The sequence below is a fragment of the Paraburkholderia sediminicola genome, from assembly GCF_902859805.1.
In the GTDB taxonomy this organism is placed as follows: domain Bacteria; phylum Pseudomonadota; class Gammaproteobacteria; order Burkholderiales; family Burkholderiaceae; genus Paraburkholderia; species Paraburkholderia sediminicola.
This window is the reverse complement of record NZ_CADIKC010000001.1, coordinates 882,160-906,940: the sequence shown is the minus strand read 5'-3', so window position 1 is coordinate 906,940 and position 24,781 is coordinate 882,160. Positions and strand designations below refer to the sequence as shown.

Here is a 24,781-nt window from a genome sequence, read left to right as displayed (position 1 = left end):
GACTACATTGTGCTGGACCGGAGCTGCAGGCCCTCGCGGTGCTGCGGGCCGCGAGGGCCGTAGTCGAGTTCGGCGCCCAGGTTGCTGCTTCTCGTGATCGCAGCTGGCGCGTCGCAGGGGTCCATGATCGACTCGACGAAAACCAGATTGTCGTTCGGCGTTTCGAGTGCATCTTGCAGATCCCCGCAGGTCCTGACCACGAATGATTGCGCCGTGGTGCCGGGATGGAGCGCTTTCGGCAGATCGGCGTAGGCCCAGTTGGCGACGTCGTTGTAGGGCTCCGTCTTGCCGATGTAGCCGCGTTCGATGGTGTATCCGCCGTTGTTGATCAGCAGGATCACCGGCTTGTAATCGTGACGCAGGATGGTTGAAAGCTCCTGTGCCGTGACCTGGAAGGAGCCATCGCCCACGAGCAAAATGTGACGACGCTCTGGCGCCGCAGTCAGGGCGCCAAGGAGGGCGCCGACCGAATAGCCGATCGATCCCCAGTTGATCGACCCGATGAAGGTGCAGTTCGGCGGGAGCTTCAGGCCGAGAATGGAAAATGACGTGCCATTGTCGACGTACACGACGTCACCGGGCCGCAGGTAGCCCTGGATGGCCTGCCAGTAAGCTGCCTGAGTTAGCTTGGCGGAACTGTCGGCCTGCGCGCCAGGCATTACTGCGGCCACGGGTTGCGGAGCGCGGTTCGTCACTTGCGGGACCGCATCGATGACGCCGCGCAGCACTTCCTTGAGCGTCACCGCCTGATAGTTGTCTTCGCCGACGTCCACCGCGTGTCCGCGGGCGTGGATCGTGCCGGCGGGCAGCGATGCCGTGAAATCGCCCGTGGTTACCTCGATGGGCCGGTAGCCGACGGCGAGCACGCAGTCGCTGCTCTCAATCGTCTCACGGACACCCGGCTCGCTGCCCTTGCCGGCGTAGATGCCAGCGTAATACGGGAACGACTCGTCGATCACGCCCTTGGCTGCGTTGATCACGGCCACCGGCGCCTGTAGCTTCTGGGCCAACTCCATGAGATCGGGGGCGACGTCAAACCGGTCCGCATCCGCATCCACGAGGATCGCCGGCGAAGTGGCGGCAGCCAGCCGTTGCGCGACCGCGGCGATGCACGAGCTCAGTCGCTCCGGATCGCTCGGCTGCTGCGCGAGGACGAGCGGTGCCGCGGGCACTTCGATCTCGAGATAGGCGATATCGGACGGCAGCTCCATGTACACCGGGAGCTTCTCGCGCCAGGCAGTGAGGATCAGGCGGTCGATTTCCACTGCCGCGTTGCGCGGGGTGATCCGGACCTGCGCGGCGGTCACCGGCGCGTAGGCGCGAAGGAAGTGGTCGAAGTTTCCGTCGGCCATTGTGTGATGCATCCCCAAGCCGCGATCGATGGACCTGAGTGGGATCGAACCGCAGATGCAGATGGTCGGGACATGCTCGGCGTAGGAGCCGGCGACACCGTTGAGTGCGCTCAGGGCGCCAACCCCGTTCGTGACGAGCAGCGCGCCCAGGCCATTGAGCCGAGCATAACCGTCCGCCGCATAGGAGGAGGTCAGCTCACCGGTATTGCCGACCCATTCCAGCGCACCGCCATCCTGGAGTTGCTGCAACAGCGCGAGGTTGTAGTCGCCGGGAACGCCGAACAGGTGCCGAATGCCGGCTTCCTCAAGACGTCGAAGCAGGAAGTCGCCGATCGTCATGCGTTGGGTAAGGCTGCCCGTTGTTTGCTTGCTTTCCATGATGGACTCCTAATCTGATGTGAATGCGAGGTAACGTGCTAGACCGAACACCGCGGAACCGTAGGCTTTTCGATGGCTTACAACCCGGGCAGGGTTTTTTGCGCAGCGGCTTCATAATTGACGCTGCTTAAGGCGATTTGCGGTACAGCATGATGGCAAGTCTAGGCGCCCGGATCCCACGAAGAAGTGACCCAGTCATTACAAAATAATGTCGAGCGGATGGGAGTCAATCGGTCGTCGCTGCGTCCGTCATTTACTTGTAATGATTGGGTAACGACCCTGTTCGAGCGCGCTTCCTAAACTGCTATTCCGTTGTAGCCAAACGCTTCTTCTTGATGCCCATCGAGGCGCATTATTCATGCAGGGTTCCATCGTGTCCTTGCGCGCTTGCCTGTTCGATCGACATCGAAGTCGCAAGCCATTCTGTAGACGAATCGCATCCGAAGGAAGCCGAGGCTCTGATATTGCATGGATTAGACGATATGAGAATCCTGGTCATCGAAGACGAAACCAAGACGGGCGAGTACCTGCAGAACGGATTGACGGAAGCAGGATATGTGGTGGACGTGGCCGCGAACGGCATCGACGGGCTCCACCTCGCGCAGGAAATGCGCTATGACCTGATCCTGCTCGACGTGATGATGCCGGAGATGGATGGCTGGACCGTCATGCAGAAGCTCGGTGGCCGAACCCAGACGCCGGTCCTGTTTCTGAGCGCGCGCGGCACGCTCGAGGACCGGCTGAAGGGACTCGATCTTGGCGCTGACGACTACCTTGTCAAACCTTTCTCGTTCGCCGAACTGCTGGCGCGCATCCGCATCATTTTGCGCCGCGGTCAGCCTCAGAAGCAGGAGGAAGAGATTTTCGAAGTTGGGGATCTGCGTGTCGATGTGCCAAAGCGGCGAATCGAGCGAGCCGGCGTGCGCATTACGCTCACCAACAAGGAATTCAACCTGCTGCAGTTCTTCGTACAACATCAAGGGCAGGTGCTTTCCCGTGCCTTGATCGCCTCTCGCGTGTGGGATATGAATTTCGATAGCGACAGCAACGTTGTCGATGTCGCGGTGCGCCGGTTACGGCAGAAAATCGACGACCCTTTCCCCGTTCGCCTGATCCATACGGTTCACGGCGTGGGCTACCGATTCGAGCACGAAGCATGAAGCGCCTTTCGCTCACCACGCGCCTTGCATTGCTATACGCCCTGATCGTATTTACCTCGATGGCGCTGGTCGGCACGCTCCTGTATCGCGATCTGGAGCGGCAGCTGAGCGTGCGTGACGACGGCGCACTCATAACCCGGGTCGATCAACTTCGTACGCTGATGAAAGATGTCGACGTGCGCAAGCTAATTCATGACAAACCTCGTCTATTCGGCAACATGCTCGGCAATACGGAATCCCTGCTGATCGTGCGCTTTCCGGGTGAAGCACCACTCATTACGGTGAACCCCGGCAACCGGGTGGTACCCAACATGACGCCCGTGCCTGCGGATGCCCCGCTCACGCTCGACACCGTTCGGCATACCCGTATGGCCGACGGCACAGCGTTCATCTACGTCGTCGCTGCAGCACACGACATAGCTGGGCCACACGACTTGCAGATCATCTCGGGCCGTTTGATGATCGGGCGCACACAGTTGCTGCGGCAGTACCGGAACCAGATACTGCTGTGGTCCTCGACGGTAGCAGTCGCTGTCGCATTGCTTGCCTTCGTTCTCGCGCGTCACAACATGCAACCGTTGCGACTGCTCGCCGCGAAGGCCGGGACGATCGGCATCAGCACCCTCTCGACGCGCATCGAGCAACGCGCGACACCGCCCGAGCTCGACGCGCTGATCGCGGCATTCAACGGTATGCTCGATCGTCTCGAACGCGGCTTCACGCAATTGAAGCAGGTGTCAGCCGACATGGCCCATGACCTGCGCACACCCATTGGCAACCTGTTAGGGCAGACCGAAGTCGGGTTGAGCCAGACGCGCGACGTCGTGTACTACCAGCGCCTTCTCGGCTCAAATTACGAAGAGCTGCAACGCATGTCGAAGATGATCGACAACATGCTGTTTCTGGCACGCACCGAACAGGCCGACAATGCCATCGAGCGCAAGGACGTGCTGCTTGCCGACGAGTTCGAACTCCTTCAGGCGTATTTCGAGGGCATAGCGGACGAGCGCAACGTCAGGCTCGAGTGGCGCGGCGAAGGCTGTGTTTCGGCGGACCCGCTGCTGCTGCGCCGCGCGTTGGGCAATCTGCTGGCGAATGCGTTGAGGTATGCGGAGCCGGGAACGGCAATTTTGACAGTGGCAGAGCAGGAACCCAATCGAACAACGCTCCATGTCGAGAATCGCGGACCGACGATCGAGCCACATCATCTCGAGCGGATCTTCGATCGGTTCTATCGGGCGGATGCATCGCGACATCGATCATCGGAGTCGAGCGGACTTGGACTCTCGATCGTGCGTAGCATCATGTCGCTCCACGGCGGAACGTGCCATGCGTCGAGCGAGAACGGCCTGACGCGCTTTACGCTCGTATTTCCCCGGCCTGAGCCGACGGGTGCGGATATCCGCTCTTCTAGCGTGAGCCAGCGTGCTTCGATAGCTGAGTCCAACGGTCACCTTGCTAACGCTGCTCAGAAAGACCGGTAGCCCTGACGCCCGAAACGTCGCCAGGATGTTCCTGGAGCTTCTCAGTTCCTCCGTTATTGTGCAGGTAACCATATATCTTCCGATTGGAGGATTTACGGTTACCTGCACTCATGACAGCATCAGCGTTCGTCTCGACGAAGGCTCAGGAGGCCTAGCAGGAGCTCATCGCGATGCGCGGCAAGTTCGTGCGTGGACCGGGATTGAGTCTCTTCGTGCACCCCTCGGATGATGGTTGCACGAACCTCAGGGGTCAGCTCAGGCGTGCCAAGCACGCGCCACCACGCGCTCATCGGTCCCGTGAACTGCTCGAAGAAATGTTCGATACCGCCGTCGCCGCCGCCCAGATGAAACAGCAGGCTCGGTCCCATCCCTCCCCAGCGCAGACCTGGTCCCCAGGAAACAGCCGTATCGGCATCGGCTACGCTGACCACGCCTTCCGATATCAGATACACCATTTCGCGGAAAAGCGCGGCTTGCAGCCGATTGGCGACGTGCCCCGGCACTTCCTTATGGAGCCGAACCGTGCGCTTTCCGAGGCCGCTATAAAAAGCCGTGACGCGCTCGATGGTCTCTTCCGATGTTTTGGCGCCGCCGACGATTTCAACAAGCGGTATCAGGTGGGGCGGATTGAACGGATGTCCAATGACGCACCGCTCAGGATGATTCCTGCACGCCGACTGGATCTCGCTCATGGTCAGGCCTGAAGAGCTCGATGCGATGATTGTGCTGGGCGCGAGGATATTGTCGAGATGCCTGTAGAGGTCCTGTTTGAAATCGATACGCTCGGGCCCATTCTCCTGGACAAAGTCGCTGCCGGCCACCGCGTCGTCGAGATTCGCCGTGAACTCCAGTCTGCTGCGCGAGGCGCCTGGCGCGAGTCCCAATCTTTCCAATGCGGGCCATGCTGCGTCAATGAATGCCTCAAGCTTCGTTTTGGCATCCGGCGCAATGTCCGTGGCGATCACATCCAGGCCCTTGGCAAGGAACAAGGCGGCCCAGCTTGCACCGATAACGCCGGTGCCGATAATGGCAATGCGGTTGATGTCTTTACTCATGGCTAATCATCCTGCGAGTGGGGAGTGTTCAGGCGAAAGCGCTGAAGCCGGTTACTGCCTTGCCGACGATCAGGGAGTTCATTTCGCGCGTGCCTTCGTATGAATAGAGCGCTTCGGCATCGGCAAAGAAACGGGCGACGTTGTAGTCCAGCACAATGCCGTTGCCGCCGAATAGTTCGCGAGCCCACGCAACCGTCTCGCGCATGCGGGTCGTACAGAATGCTTTCGCCAGCGACGCGTGCTGATCCAGCAGCTTGCCCTGATCCTGGAGTTGGGCGAGCCTGACGACCATGCATTGCGATGCGGTAATGTTGCCAAGCATTTTGGCGAGGAGGTCCTGCACCATCTGGAATGACCCGATGGGTTTGCCCAACTGCTCGCGGGTTTGCGCGTAGCGCAGCGCGTGTTCGTAAGCACCCATGCTGCAGCCAACGGATTCCCAGGCGACGTATTGACGGGTCAGTCGCAGGACCCGCGCGGTATCGCGAAAGGACAGATCCCCCTGGAGGCGGTTCTCTTCGGGCACGCGGCAATGGTCGAGCGTGATCATGCCGTTCTGCACCACTCGCAACGCGATCTTGTTCTCGATCTTTTCAACCGAAAAGCCCGGGGTCGTTTTGTTCTCGACAATGAAGCCCTTGACCTGGTTGTCGTCGACATCGCGTGCCCAGATGATCGAGAGATCGCACCAGGGCGCATTGCCGATCCATCGTTTCTGACCGTTGAGAACCCACGTATTGCCTTCGCGTCTGGCGGTGGTCAGCAGGCCTCCGCCGGCGCCCGATCCAACCAGCGGTTCAGTCAATCCGAAGCAACCGATTTTCTCCATTCGGGCCATTGGCGGCAGCCATTTCTGCTTCTGCTCCTCCGAACCGCCGAGATAGATCGATCCCATCGCCAGGCCGCTATGGACGCCATAAAAGGTTGCGATGGAAGAGTCGACGCGTGCCAGCTCCATGGCGATAAATCCATCGAGGAGCGTGCTGCCGCCAGGGCAGCCATATCCTTCGAAACCGACGCCGGCGATACCCAGGTCCCGGATGCCGGGGATGAGCTCGAATGGGAACGCGTCCTCCGCCCAGAACTTATTGATCACGGGCGCAACCTGGCTCTCCATAAAGGTACGCACCCGCTTTAGCAAAGCCCTTTCGGTGTCGCTCAGAATCTCGTTAAGCAGATAGAAGTCGCTATCGGGCGCCGGAAGCGGATGGTTTGGCTTTGAACTGGCAGTCATGGAGAGTTCCATTGGAGCGTTGGTCAGGATGCGTTCGAGGGGTGGCGCAGATAGTCGTGCACGACTTCCGCTCCGCCGATTGTCAGATCGGTCAGGATGTGGATCGCGGATAGAACCTCGAGCACCGGCAGTTTTGCGACTGGCGCGAAACAGTGCGGATGCAGTTCGAGCGAGGCTGGGCCGCTCCAGGCGCCTTTTACCGTGACGTCGGTGACGTAATACCTGACCAGCTCGCAGATCCGGGCCGACCCATCGACGTGAGGCAGTATTTTCAGCAGAAAGCCAGGTGCCGCGAGCGTCTTCTTGACGGCTGCGAGATCCAGCGGCTCGTACTTGTACGCCATGGTTGCGGTCGCAACGCGCACACCGTTGTAGTCGAGGGTCCCCACCAGCGCGTCGTTGCGGATTTCAAGCTTCGGCTGCGCGAGCACTTTCGGAAAGCCGAGCAACTCGCGACCGGAGGCGATACCGGCCTCGCTGTCGAGGTACATGGCATGCGTGAATCCGCCGGATACCCCGTTGAACGACACCGGCACGACCTGGCCTGATTCGGTGTATGAGCCGAGACCACTTGAGTCCGGCATGTTGATGAACTCGTACTTGACGATCGGTTCGGCTGGAAGCAGCGGAGCAGGGATGATGCTGGCCAGCGCTTGCGGATCAGTGCGATAGGAAATGATGATGAATTCACGATCGACGAACCGGAAAGGCGGCTTGGGATAGGCGGGGCTGCTGATCGGCATCGCGTATGCACGCGCGCGAATTTCGTCTTCAGTCATGTGAAGCTCCAGGTGAGTGGTAGGGCAGGGGCCTGCCCGTGCGTTGCAGCCGAAGGCGCTAGATCAAATCGTGCAACGTGGTGAGATCAGACCGGGCCGTTAAAGCGCGCGACCGCGCCCGCGTCGTGAAGGCGCGCGATGTCTTCTTTGCTGAAGCCCATCTCTTGCAGGATCTCCGCGCCGTGTTCGCCAAGTTGTGGCGCAGCGCGCGGCTTGACCTTCTGTTCCCCCATGATCTGTATCGGATTGCTAACCGTGCGCATGGCTGGCTTGCCCGGAACGTCGAGCGGCACGACGATACCGTTGGCCTCCAGTTGCGGATCGTGAATGATCTCTTCGGCAATCTGCACGACACCGAAAATTACACGCGCCGCGTTGAGTGCCTGTTTCCAGAAGGCGAGCGGCTGGCTGGCGAACAACGGATCGAGAATCTCGACCAGTGCGGCTGCGTTATTGATGCGTTGGTCATCGACAAACCGCGGGTCTTCCAGAAGCTCCGGCATATCGATAGCGCGAGCGAAAGCGGGCCAGTCCTTGCGTTGCGCCGCGACCAGCAGAATCCAGCGACCGTCGGCTGTCTGGTAAGGGTTGAGCAGCGCGTTGGGTGGATTCTTCCGGTCGTGCTGGGCGAAGAATCGACCGCCGTTCAGACCGCCCTCGACCCACGCTGCCGCCGCCCAGATACCGTTGGCGATCAGCGAAGTCGACACATGACTTCCTTTGCCGGTTGTGGCGCGCGTATAGAGTGCAGTGACGATCGCCGCGTACAGTGTCGTGGCCGTGGCGTGATCGCCGATTCCGGGAATGGGAAGTGTCGGCGGGCTGCCGGCGTCGTGGGTGACTTCCATGAGGCCGGAGCGTGCCCAATAGGCCGTGACATCGAAACCCGGCGTGTCGGCCTCGGGTCCCTCGGAACCGTAGCCGGTAATGTCCGCGTAGATGAGCTTCGGGTTGAGCGGTGACAATGCCGCGTAGGTCACGCCCAAAGCGGCCTTCACACGTGGCGGAAAATTGACGACCACGACGTCTGCCCATTGAACCAGGCGCACCAGCACTTCTTTCGCTTCGCTGGACTTCAGGTCTAGGGCAATGCTGCGCTTGTTGCGGTTCGTCAATTGCCAGGCGTAGTTGCTGTTGGCCACGGGGTTCGGCGGCATGGCCGAGAAGAACCGGTAGACGTCGCCCGTGCCTGGCGGCTCGATCTTGATGACGTCTGCTCCGAAGTCGGCCAGAATCGTTGTTGCCGCAGGGCCGGCAATATAGCTCGCAAGGTCGAGCACCTTGAGACCTGAAAACACGTGCTGTCCATCAGTCATGGAAGTGTTCCCGATTCGGGGTTAGGGTTTGACGTCTATGCAGACGCAAGCTCATCTGGACCGTGAGTCGTGAGCGGGAGTAACGAAGACCCGTTAGGTCTCAACGCCCCTGGAACTTCGGCGGGCGCTTCTCCAGAAAGGCGGTCGTCCCTTCTTTCTTGTCCTCTGTCGCGGCACATAACGCGAAGAGTTTCCCTTCCAGGGCGAGTCCTTCTGGCAAAGCAGCGTTGAGCCCGAGGTTGACGGCATCCATTGCGTAAGCGACGGCAAGTGGCGCGTTGGCGGCGATCTGCGCCAGAATCGCTTCGGCCCGGGCGATCAGATTGCCGGCTTCCACGATTTCATTGACCAGACCGATCCGATACGCCTCGTTCGCGGAGACCATCTCGCCGGTGAGGATGAGTTTTAGCGCGACGCTTTTGCCAACGAGACGAGGGAGTCGTTGTGTGCCGCCGAAGCCGGGGATAAGCCCCAGCTTGATCTCGGGCTGCCCGAACATTGCGCTCGGACTGGCTAGCCGGAAAGTGCAGGCGAGTGCGGTCTCACATCCACCGCCAAGCGCCAGGCCGTTCACGGCGGCAATGACTGGCTTGCCGAGATTTTCGATGAGATTGAGAAGCGCTTGCCCCGCCCGCGTCTGGCGTTCAGCCTCGATCGGCGTCGCGGTGGCTAGCTCGGTGATGTCGGCCCCGGCGATGAATGCCCGATTGCCTGCGCCGGTGATGATGACGCCGCGAATCTGTGAGTCCGCCTGGGCATCTGCAAACGCTGCCCCGAGTTCTGCAATCGCCTTGTGGTTCAGCGCATTCATTACCTCGGGACGGTTCAACGTCACGTAGGCCGTTGCATTTCTCTTTTCGTAGAGAAGGGTGTCGAATGAGGGGGCAGTCAACGTGTTTGACATTAAAGCGGACCTTCCGGGTTCAGGGGCGTCCAGCGCCTGCCCGGTCGGGCGGCGCTCATTCATTCGCGCAAGCCCTGACTTCTTCGTACCTCGTACGTAAGTTCAAATCAACGGCGGCGAGCACATCGGATCTTAGAGTTCTCCCGACCGCTCGCCTATGTGATAACTCACAACGCAGTTAGCTATTTTTCCAATGCCGGTAGTCTGGATCAGACAGGGCCTGGTTTACCTCGCCGAGCCGTGCAGCTTGATTGCAATATCGAGCTTCGATATCCAGCTTGCGTCGTCGAGGCGTGCGCCGAGGATATTTTCAATTCGTTCGAGTCGATAGTTAAGCGTATTCGGATGAATGCCAAGAACACTCGCGGTGACCTTTCTTCGCTGTAGCTGATCGAAGTAGGTCCTGAGTGTTTCGAGTAACTCCGGTTCGCTTGCGAGCTGTTCGACCAGAGAGACGAGGTAACGCAGTGCGTTCTTCGTACCACGTACGCTTTCTTCGAGGACGATTTTCGAGTACAACCATACGCGCTCTTCGCTTCCCTGAGCACGGCCGAGACTGAGAGCGCGGCTTGCTTCCTCCGCGGACATGGCCCAGCCCGCCGCGCCTTCGCCCATCAGGCCAACGCCGATCGATTTGATTTCCGGTATCGCTTCTGCAACCGCTGCGATCTGCTTGCCCATCTGAAGATCGCTCATGCCAACCAGGTCACCGAGCCGGGCCGGTATCCACAAGAGTAGTTTCCCGCCGTACCAGATGTCGAAGAGCGCATCGACAGGCAACTTGAGCCGCCCGGCGGTTGCAACAACAATCCGGTCGAGCTCGCTTTTGAACGTTGGCGAACTGCTGTCGATCGAGTGTAGGTCGATGGCTAGCGCTATTCTGGGAATCGTCCCATCGAGCCGGAGGGCGGCTGCGGTTTTGGCGAATCCTTCAGTATCGTCGGGGTAGTAAAAAATAATGCTGTGTAACTGATATCGCAGCGACTCCCGCCAGCGAGCCTGCTTATATTGTTCTTCCAGGTAGGTCTGAGAGATGATCTGCGCCAGGACGTCGAAGAATTCCATCAAGAACGGCGAGATTCGGAATAACAGTTCATCCCGCAAATCGTTGCGTTTCTCATCTGGATCAATATAGGAGCACCATAACTCGCGGGACCCCAACCGGAACGCGCGCAGCAACGCGTCGAGAGGTAAGCCCTGATAGACCCGCCGGCGCCCATACTCCCGAAAGGCCTCAAGCCCTTCCGCTGACGGAGCGCTGCCTGACAACAGGGTTTCGAACCAGAGTTTTGCGGACCAGTCGATCGAATTGCGGATATCAAGCTTTGTTGGGGAATCCAGATCGGCATACAGCTTGATATTCATCAGCGCTGCATATATTCGATCGACGACTCTCCCATGATCAAGGGCTACTTTCTCAGTCCACTCGCGCAAGGCCGGTGATATCTCCGGGATGTTCCTGGTCATGCTGTGCATTCCTCTGAGATTAGCGTTGCCGCTAGTCTAGCGCTGGTCAAAATTTTCAGCTTCGGCATTGCATCGCTCCTGGCGTCATAACGATCCTGGTCAAGGCGCGACTGCCTGGACGACACTGTTACTGCTGGCCTTTGGGCCTCAGACGGTCGATTCGCGGAGATTGATGTTGATAATAGGAAGCTTGTGGGGCGCCGTCTATCACATAAAGCTGGAATTGGTAGGTCGAAAGGCGGCGCACGGCGCGGGGAAGCGAGAAGCGTCAGCGCGTGTTTCAACGCGGCGCGTTTTTGAAAAACTCCCGCCCCACCAAGGCGGGATCTTTTGAGGCGGTGGTCAGGCGCGGTGAACCGCCATGTGGCTTATCACGACACAGCCACCACGCTAACTACCCTGATAAATATCGCACGACAGGCCCACCACGCACGGTTGACCGTCTCGGGTTTTGCCGTAACCATTGCGTCCGCCCGGTTGAGCTCCATAGTCCCACGTACTGCCGCCGTCGATCGGCATCGCGCGCTGCGGCGAATTTATTGGCTGCTGGCTGGATGAGTGGCTAGCGACGTCTGACGGTTGCATCTCCTGAGCGTCGGCAGCGCTGACCGCGGTGAGCAGGAATAGCGCGATGGCTATAGCCAAGGGTTGCACTTTCATTTCTTCACCTTTTCGTCATCGACGGGTTGCATGGCTCGCGCGCCGTCAGACCTCGGTTAGCTCCCTCCGAAGAAAACGTTGCATTGTGGATCCATCCGGCACGGCCTGACATTTTTTGTACCGCCTTGTACCCGCGTGTCGGGCGTACCGCCATATGCTTCCATCCCCGCGCTCGGGTCAGAGGCCTGTGTTGCGGCGTTTTCTTGCGGGGCGGGTTGAGAGGTTTGCGGTGTGCCTTGCGAATGCGCAACACCGGCCACAACAAACAGCGTGACAGCGGATGCGACTATAAGAGGTGATTTCATGTTGGTTCCTTTATCCACGTTGAGTTTTCCATTCATGCGATTCGTTATTCGCGTTTCGCACGAGCCAAGGCCGGTTCAGATCATCACGACGACCAACCGCCCCGGGTGCACTCGACGAATGCACCCTCAGCGTTGCTGCCATATTCATTTTTGGTCAGGGGAAGCGCCGTCGCAACGCACATGCGTAGGTGGTGGACAGCAAACGTCGGCGAAAGATGTAGGCAATGCGATCGTCTGATTCCAGTGACGCGTCGGAAGCTCGCCTCCCGACGCTGCCTGAAGTCAGTCGGTTGGGTGCCCGCCAGCAGCCGGCAGGTTTCGGTCAAGCGCCGGATCGGTGACCGGCGGGACGCCGAGCTTGATTCCTTTATCCGCCAGCATGACGATGAGTTCCGTACGGCGCCGCAGATTGAAATGTGCAAGCAGGTGACTGATGTATTTCCGTACCGTAATGTCCTCGAGCCCCATTCTCAGGGCAATCGCCTTGGACGGAAGTCCGCGCACCAACAACGCTAACGTTTCGAATTCTCTCGGTGTGAGTCCCAGTTCGGATGCATTGCTCGTTTCCGATTTAGCGCGCGCCTGTCTATCGTCGGGTCGATTTGCCGGAACCTTGTCAGTGGTGTCCATATCACGACTGAGGCGGGCGATGCTGGAGGCTGGCAGAAACACGCCTCCGGCAAGCACCGCGCTTATCGCCGCGCGAAGCGCTTCGGGCGGCGACGATTTGGGCACGTATCCCATGGCGCGAAGCTGGATGCATCGACTGATGGTCTCCACCCGCTCATCGGCCGATATCACGATCACCGGTAACGACGGTCGCGACTCCTTCAATTCGGCAAGCGCGTTGCAACCGTTGCCATCGGGCAGGTCAAGATCGAGAAAAACGATGTTCAGGAGTTCGACAAGCGCATGATTCATCCCCTGCGACAACGTGCTCGCGTGCAGCAACTCGATGTTCGGAAAGAGCTCCGTTAGTAGAAGCGCCAATCCGGCTCTGAAGAGCTCATGGTCGTCGACGATCAGTACGCGCATTCCATCGTCTCCTGGAACTGCTTCGAGCCGAGTTGCGATTACACATCGGAAGATGGCTAAACGGGTAGTGATCGTCCGATGTCTTCTGGTCTGATAGTACACAGTGGCGGCTGGTCTATATGGCGTCGCCTGAAAAGTGGCGGTTTTCACCCATCATTAGACGAATCAAGCGTACCCAAAGAACCACCGCGCTCGGGACGCTTTCAGTTACTGATCGTTCGCGAGATCGAATTTCATTTTCCGCTGAGCGGTCACATACCGGCTGATCTCAGCCAGCAGGTCTTTGGGGGCGGAGGACTTGCGCAATAGCACGAACGGTTTGGGGAAGTCGCGAAGCACGTGATCGGACAGCAGCTCGCCGGTGATAAATGCGACGGGAATAACGCCTGCCCATGCGAAATGACGCCTGATCTGATCAGCGACCTCCTTGCCGGTGGCTCCGTCGCGCAGACGGATATCGGCGACGATGAGATCGGGAATGCGGCTGTCATCGGCAAGGATGGCTTCGAATCCAGCCATCGACTCGGCGGCATACACGAGCGCGCCCGCGTTTGAGAAAAGACGCCTCAGGCCTTCGAGGACTGTGGGTTCATCGTCGCACAGGAGCATGAACGTGCCAGTGAGATCGGGCGTGTAGACGTCGCCATTCTGAGCACGTGCTCCAACGGCTGGTGTTGAGGCCGAAACCGTCGCGTAAAGGGAAAAGCGCGATCCGCGCCCTTCCACGGAGGCGAAACTCATGCTGTGCTCCGGCAGAATATGGATCGCACGATGCACAATCGACAGCCCCAGTCCCAGACCTTTCGAACGGTCGCGCCCCGGATTGTTGATCTGATAGTACTCGGAGAAGATCGCGTCCCGATGGGCGGGCGCAATGCCGATGCCGGTATCCCATACATCGACGCGCAGCCGTTCATTCAGTTGCACCCAGCCAAGCACAACGCCACCCGATGACGTGTTCTTGATAGCGTTCGATACGAGATTCGACACGGACCGCTTGAAGAGCGATCGGTCGGTTTCGATGGACGGCGGGTATCTTCGCCGCTCCGCGATTCTTAGATCGATGCCACGCAATCGGGCCGTTTCCCGGTATTGCTCGAAGACCTCGGTCAACAGGCCGTGGGTATCGACCGAGACGACATGGGGAACATATGAACCCAGCTCACTGTAGTCCTGAATGTCCTTGAACATGTCGAGGATATCGGACGCGGTTTCCTCGATGACATCGAGCTCGCGATCCACGGCGTATCCGTCCCTGATCCTCGTCCGGGCGCTTCGGATGAAAAGGTTGATTGCGGCGAGAGGCTGCTGGATGTCGTGATACGCCGATGAAAAGAATCTCTCTTTCTCCTTGACGAGTTCTTGCATGCGTCTGTTCTGCTCGTTGACCGCGCGCGACGCCGCTTCGACGCGAGCCTTGGCCGCGCGCAAGGTGCGCCGGTACATGAATTCGCGCCTCGCGGCACGTTCCAGCGGGATGCTGAGCAGCACGCCCACGACAGACATCAACGGCACCATCGTGGCGTGCGCAGCCACCGACTCCATGCGCAGTTCGACGCTGCCGCCGACGGGTTTGAAATAAAGCATGATCAGATAGCTGACGACGCATACCCCGATTAGCCAGGCCGCCGTGATGACCCGAAGCCGAAAGGCCATGAATATCACGAAAAGACAAAGCATCAGCACCGGATAGACTTCCCGCCAGCCAAGGTCGCCCGGATAGAACTGCAGCATTCTCAGGGTGGCGAACCAGCAACTGATCGTCCAGACACTGAGAAGCCCGACGGCCCAACGTTCATCGAGTGCGCGCGGGGTCCAGAACAGCACGGGAATCGCCATTCCGATCGCTGCGGCGACTCGCAGGAGAATGAGCTCGTTGTGGTGCAGATGGGCGGGATCGAGTACGTTTAACCGGGGGAAGTCGCGGATGGAAAATACGATCCACAATGCGGTGAAGATTGCGATGGCGAGTCTGCGTTGTCCGGAGAAGCGGCGCGCGTAGTCCCACCGGAACGCGCGCTCCTGAGCCGCCGAGCTGAACCTGCGCACCCTGAGGCCTGACGATCTCATGACGACGCTCGATCAGGAAATTCGCCGCCTGCGGATGGGGCAGCGTGGAATTCGAACAGGATAGCAGGGCGCGGTTCAAAGTTATACACACAAATGTAGCGGTTTGGATGCGGCTGGCGGATCAGGGGCGGCTACATCTTTCGGGATTCGTTCGATGGAGAACGGTTGGAAGTGTTTGGGTTTGTACGACGCCTGCCCACGTGTGCTGGTGGCGCATGTCCATGTTTGTGATTGAGGGCAGGCATCCTACAAATCTGAGCGACTGAAGTTGCTCACGTTCTCGATGGTTAGTGCTGGGTGGGAGCCGGCTGCTGGGTCGCGTCTGCTTCTTCGTTTGTCGCGGGTTTGGCTGACGTTTGTTTGCTCGGACCTGGCTTTGTGGCTGCTGGTGTTTCCGTTGCCGCGATTTGTGATGCTTCTGCGAGAAGGCGTGCTGCACGGCTCGCGGTGATGCGGCTTTGAGGGATGCCCTTCGCATCGAGCGCGATCACCTGGTATAGCTCACGGTCACATTCGAGCTCTCGCTGATATTGCTCTGCGGTGTCGACAAGCAATTCAAGCATGGTCTGCTGACGTCGTCTTTCGTCACTTGTGATGGCAGGATTCCTACATATTGAGGACGCAAGTGTGATCAATGTGTTGAGTTGGCTCAACTGCCGGTTGCATAGATCGAAGGTGGAGAGCGCAAGCTTTTCGTACTGGAGCGCGTCGACAGGCGGGCGTGAAGCGGGTTGAGATTTTTTTGTAGGTTTGCTGCTCATGGTGCGACCTCCCTGGTGCTTCTTGGATCGCCCGACACTCGCTTGCTTGGGGAAGTGGGTGAGCGGGCACGTGGCGGGTTTGGAAGACCGGTGTAACGCCAAGCCGGCGAGCCTTGCGGCTCCCCCACCACAGCCCGCCCATTGAATACAACAGACGTGCAAAGGTAGACGCACACTCGCCTGGGCGAGTGTGCGGGCATTACATACAGGCTTCCATTCCTGGCCGCCGGGTGTTTCCCGATGGCTTGGTGATTATAAATCAAGGCAGCGGCGTAGCGTTCAACCAGGCAGGCTAAGTGTTTGCGTTTGGCTGATTGGATAAGGCTTCGACGGAGATTGGCGGGTTGCTGCGACTTCGGAGGCCGCAGAGGGCGCTCGGTTACCTGCTCGATCCATGTCGGGACGATTCGCGAGAACATTTCGAGTTTCACGAGAGCTGAGCGATTTCGGCCAAGTTGATCGGCGGCCGACGCAGCGACATGGGACGAGTGTCCATCAAACGTTAATTATGGGCTGCTCCGCCTAGCCCTCGTCGAACGTGGAAAGGCGCATAGTAGACACTTCCTGCGAGCCATCATCGATCTTGAAAACGCTCTATTCAAGTTTCGTACTAACTTGGCCTCTCGTCAGTTAAGGTCTGACGTCATTACCGCGCTCGCATATATCCGCGAACGCTATCTGGCGCCAAACCAACCATTTCTGGGGATGTGTCGTGCTATTTTCCTCCGTCGGGTTGATGTGTACGCTATCAAAGAAGAATTGAAAGGAACGCACGAAGCCGCCGTGGAGCGCCGGGAGAACGTTCCAATCCCGCAGTGACACTGATATCTGTGCAAACATCAGTTGGTGGCCTTTAAGGTCGGGTCCGATTAACCCAAAATCGGTCATTAAAAATATCGGCGACACTTGAAGTTGAAGCCGGCTCGGGCGACACAACGTCGGTTGTCGCTGCTTCGCCAAATGGCGACGCTGCGCTCATCAGAAGACGTTCGCCAACCGACTATGAAAAAGGGTTCCTAGCTGGACCCCGCCAGTCGGGACCTGCTCAGTGCAACCCATTTCTGCCCTTGAAACCGCAAGACTCGAATGGCGGAGTTGAAACGTATAAGTGGATTACCGTTTTACTCTCCCGATCGGCACAATTCGCTCTGGATTCGGCAACGTTTACCGCCTACATTGAACATACGGTTGATTTTGTGGCAAGTGTTGCCTCTGCGACGCCGACTGGTTTTCTCGACGTCATGCGGACTTGCCGAAAAAACAAAAACGAGGGCCAGGTGGAAGAACTAATACTAGAGGCTATCGCGAATAAACAGTTGATAGAGTTTTATTACCACGGTCTCCCGCGCATTGTTGAACCCCATGTATATGGCGTTACAAATGGAGCTTGGCAAATTCTCGGCTATCAGACGGGGGGACAAAGTAGCAACGGTGGACTCCCCGACTGGCGACGTTTCGACCTCAACCAGATGTCCCAGCTTACGATCCTCGCTCAAACATTTCCCGGACGCCGTCCCATCCCGTCCGGAAGGCATAGCTCTTGGGATTCGCGCGTAGCCATCGTTGACTAGACCTCGGGGGCCGCATTATCGGCTTCCGCTGCGTTATAAAACCGGACTGTCGCGGGTCTCTACGTAGCGACGCGCTCAGAAACGAGCCGGCGATAGACTGCTTCTCTGGGTAGTGAGCCGGCGTCCGTAACTTTGCCTTCGGCAAAAAAAACACAAGAAGCTGGGATCCGCTATGAAGATTCAATCGGTTCGCATAAAAAACTTCCGTACATTGAAAGACGTGACGATCCCTTTCGATGCGGTCACGACATTTATCGGACCGAACGGTGCGGGCAAGTCAACTGTACTTCGAGCGCTCGACTGGTACTTTAACGGCAAACCCGGTTCGCTGACGGAGAAGGACTGCTCCTTTGGGGTGACTACCGAGAACGTCGAGGTTCAGGTGACCTTCACCGACCTCACCGCCAGGGATCACGAAGCACTTGGCAAGTACGCTCCGGCAGGAGTCAAAACCTTCACGGCATGGAAGCGCTGGGCGGCCGACGGCACTGAGGTGCTTTCGGCAAATGCAAAGGGCTTCCCGGAATTTAATGCGATCAAAGCAGCCGGCAGTGCGGCGGCGAAGAAGGATCTGTACGCCAGTCTCCGCAGCAGCCGTGCGGATCTAGGCCTCCCAGTAGCCAATACAGGTGCAGCCGTTGACCAGGCGATGACGACTTGGGAGTCTTCCCACACTGACCTGCTCGTCGACGCCCCTGAAGCGCTGCAGACCAACTTCTTCGGCTTCAACAGCGGCGGCAAGATGAGCGGACTTTTCGACTTCGTCTTAGTCACGGCCGACCTTCGGGCGAGCGAGGAGTCTGTCGACGGAAAATCGAGCATCATTGGCCGAATCCTTGAGCGTTCAGTCGATCGTGCTGCCGCCGATGAGGCGATCACAAAGATTGTCGAGGAGTCGCGCGCTAAGCAGCAGAGCGTCTACGAGGAGAAGTTCAAGGCGCAGCTCGAGACCATAACGACGCAGCTCAACGAGGTCGTCACGTCTTACTCGCCTGGTCGGGCAGTCACGGTTTCTCCCGCAGAGGTTGAGCTCAAGGCGCCTCGAACCATATTCGAGGTGGCAGTGCTTGACGGCAAAACCGAGACTGCTGTTGAGCGACAGGGACATGGCTTTCAGCGCACGCTTCTGATCTCTGCGCTCCAGCTCCTGGCGCAGTCAGGAGCTGCGTCGGCAGAGGGTGTTATCTGCCTCGCGATTGAGGAGCCGGAGCTCTATCAGCACCCGATCCAGGCCCAGACCTTCGCAAAGGTGCTCAGATCCCTTGCCGAGGACACCAGTAAACGCATCCAGGTGACCTATGCGACGCACAGTCCTTACTTTCTTGAGGCGCGACATTTTGATCAGGTCAGGCGGCTGACGAGGTCGTCTGACGAGACTCCCGTGGTCACGGTCCACCTCGCTACGGTTGCTGACGTGAAGATCAAGCTGAACGGTGTACTTAGCGCCGAGACGGTTGACCGCCAGCTTGATGGCCTCGTGACGAATCAACTTGCCGTGGCACTCTTCGCGCATCGCGCTTTCATCGTGGAAGGCACGACAGAGTCGTCAGTGTTCTACGGTATTTCCGATAGAACTTTTCTGGGCTCGCTTGAAGCCGTTGGCGTCTCCATAGTCCCCGTAGGCGGCAAGACATCCATTCCACTCGCACACGCGATCCTGACGTCAATTGGCATCCCGGTGTACGCCCTCTTCGATGCAGATAGCGGGTTTGAAGCGCGCGCGAGAGCCAATGGGAAGACACAGGATAAGATCGATGCGGAGCGGAAATCCCATGTGGCAGGGAATCGCGCGGTGCTGAAGTATTTCGGGCGGACTGAAGAGGATTTCCCCCCTGCGATCGTTGCTGATGAGGTAGCGATTTTTGGGGACCACCTCGAATCATTCCTGTTGGCGAACTGGGCCGAATGGATTGCGGCCTGCAAAAACGCCGAGGCTGCCGCAGGTATCAGTCTCGCAAAAAATCAACTTGCCTATCGGACGGCAACACTTGAGGCCGACGGCGTGGTGCCAGAGATGCTCATGAAGGTTCTGGCCAAGGTGGAGGGCAAGTAGACATGCATGGAATCATCTGTCCGTATTGTGGGAGGGCATTTGAGATCGACGAGGCCGGGTAGCCGCCGTTCGTCCATGGTCGTGTCAACGACAGTTTGGGCCGAGGGTCAGTCCTTCGTGAACCATCGCCGGAGGTTTCGGTCGGTGATGCAAGCCCGTCAAGGTACTCATTGCTTGATCGACGAGGAACCAGCGACGTATTCTTGGGAGGGGCTAAAGAAAATGACCCGATCATCCGATAGTTCAGTGGTATGTCAAAAAAATCAAACTGCGTGGGCAGGCGCCCTCAAAATTTCCGGTAAATTTATCGCGCATAAAACGAATTGATGTCTATTTTCCGCCAAAGAAAAACACTCGAATCGGCGGGGAAATACAAAGACAACAGTTGCGAAACCGTCAAAAACGAGTGCCAGGGAAACCGGCGGAAAGGGGCAGATACGTGGCAAACGTGGAAATCGATGAGCCGTCAACAGATAAATCAGATCGAATGGCTTTGATCCGCCTGTTTAACGACACGCGTAAGCGGCTGGTCGAAACGGGCACGCGCAATCGCCTCGTACACGTCAACCGTGCGAACACTCGGGGGAACGTCGTGAACATCGTCAATGAGCGGTCAGACGATGTTCATGCGATCCTTTCGGGGCGAAAGGCTATGCGCTTTTTGGCCATTGGACATGACCGTGACGATTCCAGCGACGGGATTCATTTAGCTGATGCTGCCACTGAGGACTTCGAACCCGATCGCTATACGGATTCGCAACTTGAGACCCGTATGGGCCCGGATGCCCTACAGAAGAGACTTCTCAAGGTCGCGCGCGAAGCGCAAACCGCCGAGGAGGAGTCGGGCGTTAACATTCTCTATCTTGCGCTGGGCTTTCTAACATGGTTTGAGGACAAATCTTCGGCGGTGGCGCGCGAGGCGCCCTTGGTGCTGCTGCCGGTTGAACTTATCCGCAACCACCGTACGTCGACTTACGACCTTCGGATCAGAGACGAAGACATCCTTACTAACTTGCCGCTTCAACAGCGATTGAAAGACGATTTCGGTATCGAATTGCCCGACATCGAGGTCGACGACGAGTGGAAACCTTCGACCTACTTCAGGCAGATTGTGGAGATCGTTGCTGCCCGGATTAACTGGAAGGTCGACCATGATGGCATGCAGCTCGGTTTCTTTTCATTCTCCAAGCTCCTCATGTACCGCGACCTCGCTATTGACGCGTGGCCTGACGGGGCAATCGCCGAACACGATTTGACACGAGGGCTACTGTTCGAAGGTTTCGAATCGGAGGATCCGCTTTTTGGTCCGGACGATAGGCTCGACGAGGTGCTTCCACCCGAAAAGCTGTTTCATGTCGTCGATGCTGACGCCTCGCAAGCACGCGTTATCGAGGAAGTAAGATCGGGCCGCAATTTAGTCGTCCAAGGCCCCCCGGGGACGGGCAAGTCGCAAACTATCACCAACATCATTGCGGCTGCAGCCAAGGAGGGAAAGCGGGTCCTCTTCATCGCAGAGAAGATGGCGGCTCTCTCCGTTGTGCATGACCGTCTCGTGAAGGTTGGTCTTCGGGACGTCTGCCTAGAGCTCCACTCTAGGAGCGCAAACAAGAAGGCGGTGCTCGCGGAACTCGCCCGCACCATTGGAGCTGCCGCGGCGACTCCTGCTTTGCCAGACGCGCCGATCGCCCTCACGGAGGCTCGCGACAAGCTGAACATGTTTGCCGACGTTCTGCACCGTCCGATTGGAACCACAGGGGAGACCGCCTTTTCTGCGCTGGGTCTGCAGGTGCGTTATATCGGGGCGAGCGCTCCGGCTCCTACCATCACTGGCGACGGTCTCGCGCAGATGACACGGGAACAAGAAAGGCAACTTCGTGAAACCATTACTCGCTACGGCAAGTTGCTTCAGGAGGAAGGTGACGCAGACCTGCATCCGTTCGCGGGAACCCAAAACCTTGATCTCCAGCCGCTCGATCTGACCCGTCTGGCCGGGCTTCTTGAGACTGCGCATTTTGCCGTGATAGCGCTGGAAGAGGCAGTGCGCAGTTCTGCGGAGACATTGAACACCACCATCCCCATCTCGATCGAGTCGGCGGCAGGCGTTGCTGATCTCCTTAACCGTCTGGACGGGTTACCGGGAGGAGCTGCCGACACAGCCCTGTTGTTTCTTTCTGTGTCCGACTTACCGAGACTTAAGAAATCCATTGAGGCTGGCGCTGCGTGGCGGTCTGCCAAAGACGCAGCCGAGCAAACATTCGTAGAGACGGCATTCACTACGCCGACGACTGCGTTGCGTGGACCGCTGGTAGCTGGCACGCGCTCCTTCTTCGCAAGGTTGGGTGGCGCCTATCGCGCTGCGTCTCGTGAACTCGCGGGCCTCTTACGTGGTGCTTTACCAAAGACGGCAGACAGGCGAGTCGAACTGGTGGACCACCTCGATGGTGTCGGATCCCGTAAGGCGCGCTGGGAGGACGACAAAGATTATTGTATTCGCGTCCTGGGAGACGTCTGGCATGGTGAGACAACTGATTTAGGGAGGCTCCTCGCGATTGCAGCCTGGTGCGAGCGCGTAGGCAGCGCTGAGCTGAATTGTTCGCATGACTCCCTGTTGGCGCTTGCTCAGCAGCCGGACCTGGTTGTAAAGATGCAACGGGTGCTGCGCGAAGCAGCACCGACGACTCGCCGCGGCGTGGACGAGGTCGTGCGCGTTCTGAAACTTGATCCAAACGTCTTTGGTGAATTCGGCCTTGAAAAGGCTGACCTCGGCGCGGTGGCGGCGCGCCTAGGAGCGATGGCATCGTCTACCGACCGCTACGCGGCTTGGACGAATCTAACGCGCCTGCACGATCGGTTAGTGTCCACCGGTGTTGCAGATCTTGCGGACAGAATGCGAGCTGGCGAATTTGACGAAGCAGCAGCGACGGTCGAATTGCGCTTCGCGCGCGCCGAGCGCCTTTGGCGCGTAGCGCTTGATTCGTCTCCGGTGCTTCGTGACATCGGTCTTGAGAAGCGTCACGAGCTTGTCGAGACGTTCGCTTTGCTGGAACGGAAGCGCCTGTCGGAAAATGTGACGAGCATCCTGGCCGGACACTTGGCACAGGTTCCGCAGGGTGCCATGGGCGAAATGAAGGTGATCCGCGGCGAGATAGGTAAGAAGAGGGGGCACATTGCAGTGCGCAAGCTGTTCTCGAACGCCGGCACAGCCGTGCAGCGGATCAAGCCCGTCCTGCTCATGAGTCCGATCTCCGTTGCCCAGTACCTTCCGCCTGGGGCACTGACCTTTGATCTGCTTGTCATCGACGAGGCGTCACAGGTCCGCCCTGAGGATGCGCTGGGCGCCATTGCTCGCGCTAACCAGATCGTCGTGGTCGGCGACCAGAAACAATTGCCGCCGTCGTCCTTCTTCGACCGTCTTCTCGACGACGAGGCCATAGACGACGCAGACGAGGAAGGGGAGGAGGATCTACTGGGCGGCGCTGCCAAGCTCGGCTCGATGGAGAGCATCCTCAGCCTCTGCGAGGCTCGCGGCCTTGGTTCGAGGATGCTTCGGTGGCACTATCGTTCGCGAGATCCCTCGCTCATCCGGATGTCGAACAGGGAGTTCTACGATGACGGCCTCATTCTGCCGCCATCACCGTTGCAGAATGATCCTGCCTTCGGCCTTTGCTTCACTCGCGTCGATGGTGTCTACGACAAAGGCGGCAAGCGCGACAACCGGAAAGAGGGGGAAGCAATCGTTGGCCGCGTGGCCGAGCATGCCCGCATGCATCCCGAGCTGTCGCTTGGCATAGTCACGTTCTCGTCGACTCAAAAGAACCTGATTACCGAGCTTTTGGAGCTCGCGCGCCGCGGCGACGCGACTCTCGATGCGTTTCTTCGCGAAGGGCAAGCCGAGGATTTATTCGTCAAAAACATCGAAAACGTGCAGGGTGACGAGCGCGATGTAATCTTGGTTAGCGTCTGCTACGGTCCGGCGACCCCGGGTGGCAGACTTGCCAGCATGACGTTTGGACCGGTGAACATGGAGGGGGGCGAGCGTCGTCTCAATGTGCTCTTCACTCGGGCGCGCGTGCGCTGCGAAGTGTTCGCCTCCTTCGATCCAGGCGATATCGACCCTAGCCGAGTAAGCCGCGAAGGAGCGCGCATCCTGAAGCGCTTTTTGGAGTTCGCAAAAAACGGCAACATAGACGACACAAAGCTGACCGGCGAGACGGCCGACTCGCCGTTCGAGGAGGATGTCGCTGACGTCATTCGCAGCTTCGGCTATCTGGCCGATCCGCAGGTCGGATCAGCGGGCTTTCGGATCGATATGGGTATTCGGCATCCGGATCGTCCGGGTACGTACATTCTGGCAGTCGAGTGCGATGGAGCGTCCTATCACAGCGCGCTGTGGGCCCGCGAGCGGGATCGCCTGCGGCAGGACGTACTCGAGCATCTTGGGTGGCGCTTCCATCGCATCTGGAGTACAGACTGGTTCTACAATCGTCGAGCGGAGATCGAGCGGTTGAGAATTGCCCTTAACGCTGCACGTGAAGCCGCCGAAGCTGGCGTCAACATTGAAGGCGCGAACCGGGCACGGCCGATTTCGAACGTGGCCGTTGACGCGTCTGCTGCCTTGTTTGAGGTTCTCGAACCTGTGGCGAGGCAGATGCCCGTTTATCAACGGGCACATTTTCCGGTGAGCTTCCGACAGGAGCCGCATGAGGTCGCCGTCTCGGTGCTGGCCGATCTCGCCAAGCGCATTGTGGCAGCCGAGGGGCCTATCAATATTGAGGAGGCTGCTCGACGCGTCGCGACATGCTTCGGTAAAGAGAAGGCGGGATCTCGCATTCTGACGGCAACACGTTCGGCGTTGATTCAGGCTCAGTTAAGCGACCGAGATCTTCTCTCTGATGAAGATTTCTGGTTTACACGGGAGCGCTCCCTTGTACCACCGGTCAGGGACCGATCGACCGAGAGTGGAGCGACCCTCAAGGCGACCAATATCTCGATGCTCGAGATCAAGGCTGCACTGAGGATTGCTCGGGACGACAACGCAGGCGGCGCCGACGCAGATCTGATTCGTACAGCAGCAAGGCTGCTCGGTTTCCGTCGCGTGGGCTCTGACTTGCAGACGCGCCTCGCGGCCGGGCTGTCTGAAATTGATTAGGATTTGACGATGAATATCGATTAGTTGCGTCGCCCCAGCCTGCGCCTT

General features: G+C 58.6%; 15 protein-coding genes. 4 read left to right on the top strand and 11 right to left on the bottom strand.

Going from position 1 to position 24,781, the window contains the following annotated elements; genetic code table 11:
- Positions 1–2: 2 nt before the first annotated feature.
- Complete coding sequence (locus R8871_RS03950) at positions 3–1,730, bottom strand: alpha-keto acid decarboxylase family protein (protein ID WP_175049141.1); 1,728 nt, start codon at positions 1,728–1,730, stop codon at positions 3–5.
- 482 nt (positions 1,731–2,212) lie between these two features.
- Here R8871_RS03950 and R8871_RS03945 point away from each other — a divergent pair, with 482 nt between their 5' ends.
- Together R8871_RS03945 and R8871_RS03940 are read left to right on the top strand one after the other, a co-directional pair.
- On the top strand, positions 2,213–2,890 hold the full coding sequence (locus R8871_RS03945) for a heavy metal response regulator transcription factor (protein ID WP_175049140.1): 678 nt from the start codon (positions 2,213–2,215) through the stop codon (positions 2,888–2,890).
- The gene (locus tag R8871_RS03940; protein ID WP_175049139.1) at positions 2,887–4,374 is read left to right on the top strand and encodes a heavy metal sensor histidine kinase; all 1,488 of its coding nucleotides are present in this window, start codon (positions 2,887–2,889) and stop codon (positions 4,372–4,374) included. Before R8871_RS03945 ends, R8871_RS03940 begins: the two co-directional genes overlap by 4 nt.
- 119 nt (positions 4,375–4,493) lie before the next feature.
- Here the strand turns inward: R8871_RS03940 and R8871_RS03935 are convergent, their stop codons facing one another.
- The 10 genes from R8871_RS03935 to R8871_RS03890 form a co-directional block, all read right to left on the bottom strand.
- Positions 4,494–5,429: a 3-hydroxyacyl-CoA dehydrogenase NAD-binding domain-containing protein gene (locus R8871_RS03935; RefSeq protein WP_175049138.1), complete on the bottom strand. Its 936-nt coding sequence runs from the start codon at positions 5,427–5,429 to the stop codon at positions 4,494–4,496.
- A gap of 28 nt (positions 5,430–5,457) precedes the next feature.
- Positions 5,458–6,663, bottom strand: a complete 1,206-nt coding sequence (locus R8871_RS03930) for an acyl-CoA dehydrogenase family protein (protein WP_175049137.1) — start codon at positions 6,661–6,663, stop codon at positions 5,458–5,460.
- A 23-nt stretch (positions 6,664–6,686) separates the two neighbouring features.
- Positions 6,687–7,442 (bottom strand): acetoacetate decarboxylase, encoded by a 756-nt coding sequence (locus R8871_RS03925; protein WP_175049136.1) that lies wholly within the window; start codon positions 7,440–7,442, stop codon positions 6,687–6,689.
- Between the two features lie 86 nt (positions 7,443–7,528).
- The gene (locus R8871_RS03920) at positions 7,529–8,758 is read right to left on the bottom strand and encodes a CaiB/BaiF CoA transferase family protein (RefSeq protein ID WP_175049135.1); all 1,230 of its coding nucleotides are present in this window, start codon (positions 8,756–8,758) and stop codon (positions 7,529–7,531) included.
- Positions 8,759–8,858: 100 nt separating this feature from the next.
- Positions 8,859–9,662, bottom strand: coding sequence for an enoyl-CoA hydratase/isomerase family protein (locus R8871_RS03915; RefSeq protein ID WP_175049134.1), 804 nt, complete (start codon positions 9,660–9,662; stop codon positions 8,859–8,861).
- Positions 9,663–9,887: 225 nt separating this feature from the next.
- Positions 9,888–11,129: a PucR family transcriptional regulator gene (locus tag R8871_RS03910; protein WP_175049133.1), complete on the bottom strand. Its 1,242-nt coding sequence runs from the start codon at positions 11,127–11,129 to the stop codon at positions 9,888–9,890.
- 390 nt (positions 11,130–11,519) lie between these two features.
- Positions 11,520–11,789 (bottom strand): hypothetical protein, encoded by a 270-nt coding sequence (locus tag R8871_RS03905; RefSeq protein ID WP_175049132.1) that lies wholly within the window; start codon positions 11,787–11,789, stop codon positions 11,520–11,522.
- 587 nt (positions 11,790–12,376) lie between these two features.
- The gene (locus tag R8871_RS03900) at positions 12,377–13,129 is read right to left on the bottom strand and encodes a response regulator (RefSeq protein ID WP_175049131.1); all 753 of its coding nucleotides are present in this window, start codon (positions 13,127–13,129) and stop codon (positions 12,377–12,379) included.
- Positions 13,130–13,336: 207 nt separating this feature from the next.
- Positions 13,337–15,076 carry a hybrid sensor histidine kinase/response regulator gene (locus R8871_RS03895; RefSeq protein WP_175049130.1) on the bottom strand — a complete coding sequence of 580 codons (1,740 nt, stop codon included), beginning with the start codon at positions 15,074–15,076 and terminating at the stop codon, positions 13,337–13,339.
- A 410-nt stretch (positions 15,077–15,486) separates the two neighbouring features.
- The gene (locus R8871_RS03890; RefSeq protein ID WP_246287355.1) at positions 15,487–15,960 is read right to left on the bottom strand and encodes a hypothetical protein; all 474 of its coding nucleotides are present in this window, start codon (positions 15,958–15,960) and stop codon (positions 15,487–15,489) included.
- Positions 15,961–17,703: 1,743 nt separating this feature from the next.
- Between R8871_RS03890 and R8871_RS03885 the strand changes: the two genes are divergently transcribed.
- Entirely contained in the window at positions 17,704–19,584 is a 1,881-nt protein-coding gene (locus R8871_RS03885; protein WP_175049129.1) for an ATP-dependent nuclease, read from the top strand.
- A 439-nt stretch (positions 19,585–20,023) separates the two neighbouring features.
- The gene (locus R8871_RS03880) at positions 20,024–24,733 is read left to right on the top strand and encodes a DUF3320 domain-containing protein (protein ID WP_217468878.1); all 4,710 of its coding nucleotides are present in this window, start codon (positions 20,024–20,026) and stop codon (positions 24,731–24,733) included.
- Positions 24,734–24,781 lie beyond the last annotated feature (48 nt).

Excerpts from the sequence above, each read along its gene's own strand:
- R8871_RS03950 (WP_175049141.1), bottom strand. The coding sequence starts at position 1,730 with ATGGAAAGCAAGCAAACAACGGGCAGCCTTACCCAACGCATGACGATC.
- R8871_RS03945 (WP_175049140.1), top strand. The coding sequence starts at position 2,213 with ATGAGAATCCTGGTCATCGAAGACGAAACCAAGACGGGCGAGTACCTG.
- R8871_RS03940 (WP_175049139.1), top strand. The coding sequence starts at position 2,887 with ATGAAGCGCCTTTCGCTCACCACGCGCCTTGCATTGCTATACGCCCTG.
- R8871_RS03935 (WP_175049138.1), bottom strand. The coding sequence starts at position 5,429 with ATGAGTAAAGACATCAACCGCATTGCCATTATCGGCACCGGCGTTATC.
- R8871_RS03930 (WP_175049137.1), bottom strand. The coding sequence starts at position 6,663 with ATGACTGCCAGTTCAAAGCCAAACCATCCGCTTCCGGCGCCCGATAGC.
- R8871_RS03925 (WP_175049136.1), bottom strand. The coding sequence starts at position 7,442 with ATGACTGAAGACGAAATTCGCGCGCGTGCATACGCGATGCCGATCAGC.
- R8871_RS03920 (WP_175049135.1), bottom strand. The coding sequence starts at position 8,758 with ATGACTGATGGACAGCACGTGTTTTCAGGTCTCAAGGTGCTCGACCTT.
- R8871_RS03915 (WP_175049134.1), bottom strand. The coding sequence starts at position 9,662 with ATGTCAAACACGTTGACTGCCCCCTCATTCGACACCCTTCTCTACGAA.
- R8871_RS03910 (WP_175049133.1), bottom strand. The coding sequence starts at position 11,129 with ATGACCAGGAACATCCCGGAGATATCACCGGCCTTGCGCGAGTGGACT.
- R8871_RS03905 (WP_175049132.1), bottom strand. The coding sequence starts at position 11,789 with ATGAAAGTGCAACCCTTGGCTATAGCCATCGCGCTATTCCTGCTCACC.
- R8871_RS03900 (WP_175049131.1), bottom strand. The coding sequence starts at position 13,129 with ATGCGCGTACTGATCGTCGACGACCATGAGCTCTTCAGAGCCGGATTG.
- R8871_RS03890 (WP_246287355.1), bottom strand. The coding sequence starts at position 15,960 with ATGAGCAGCAAACCTACAAAAAAATCTCAACCCGCTTCACGCCCGCCT.
- R8871_RS03885 (WP_175049129.1), top strand. The coding sequence starts at position 17,704 with ATGAAGATTCAATCGGTTCGCATAAAAAACTTCCGTACATTGAAAGAC.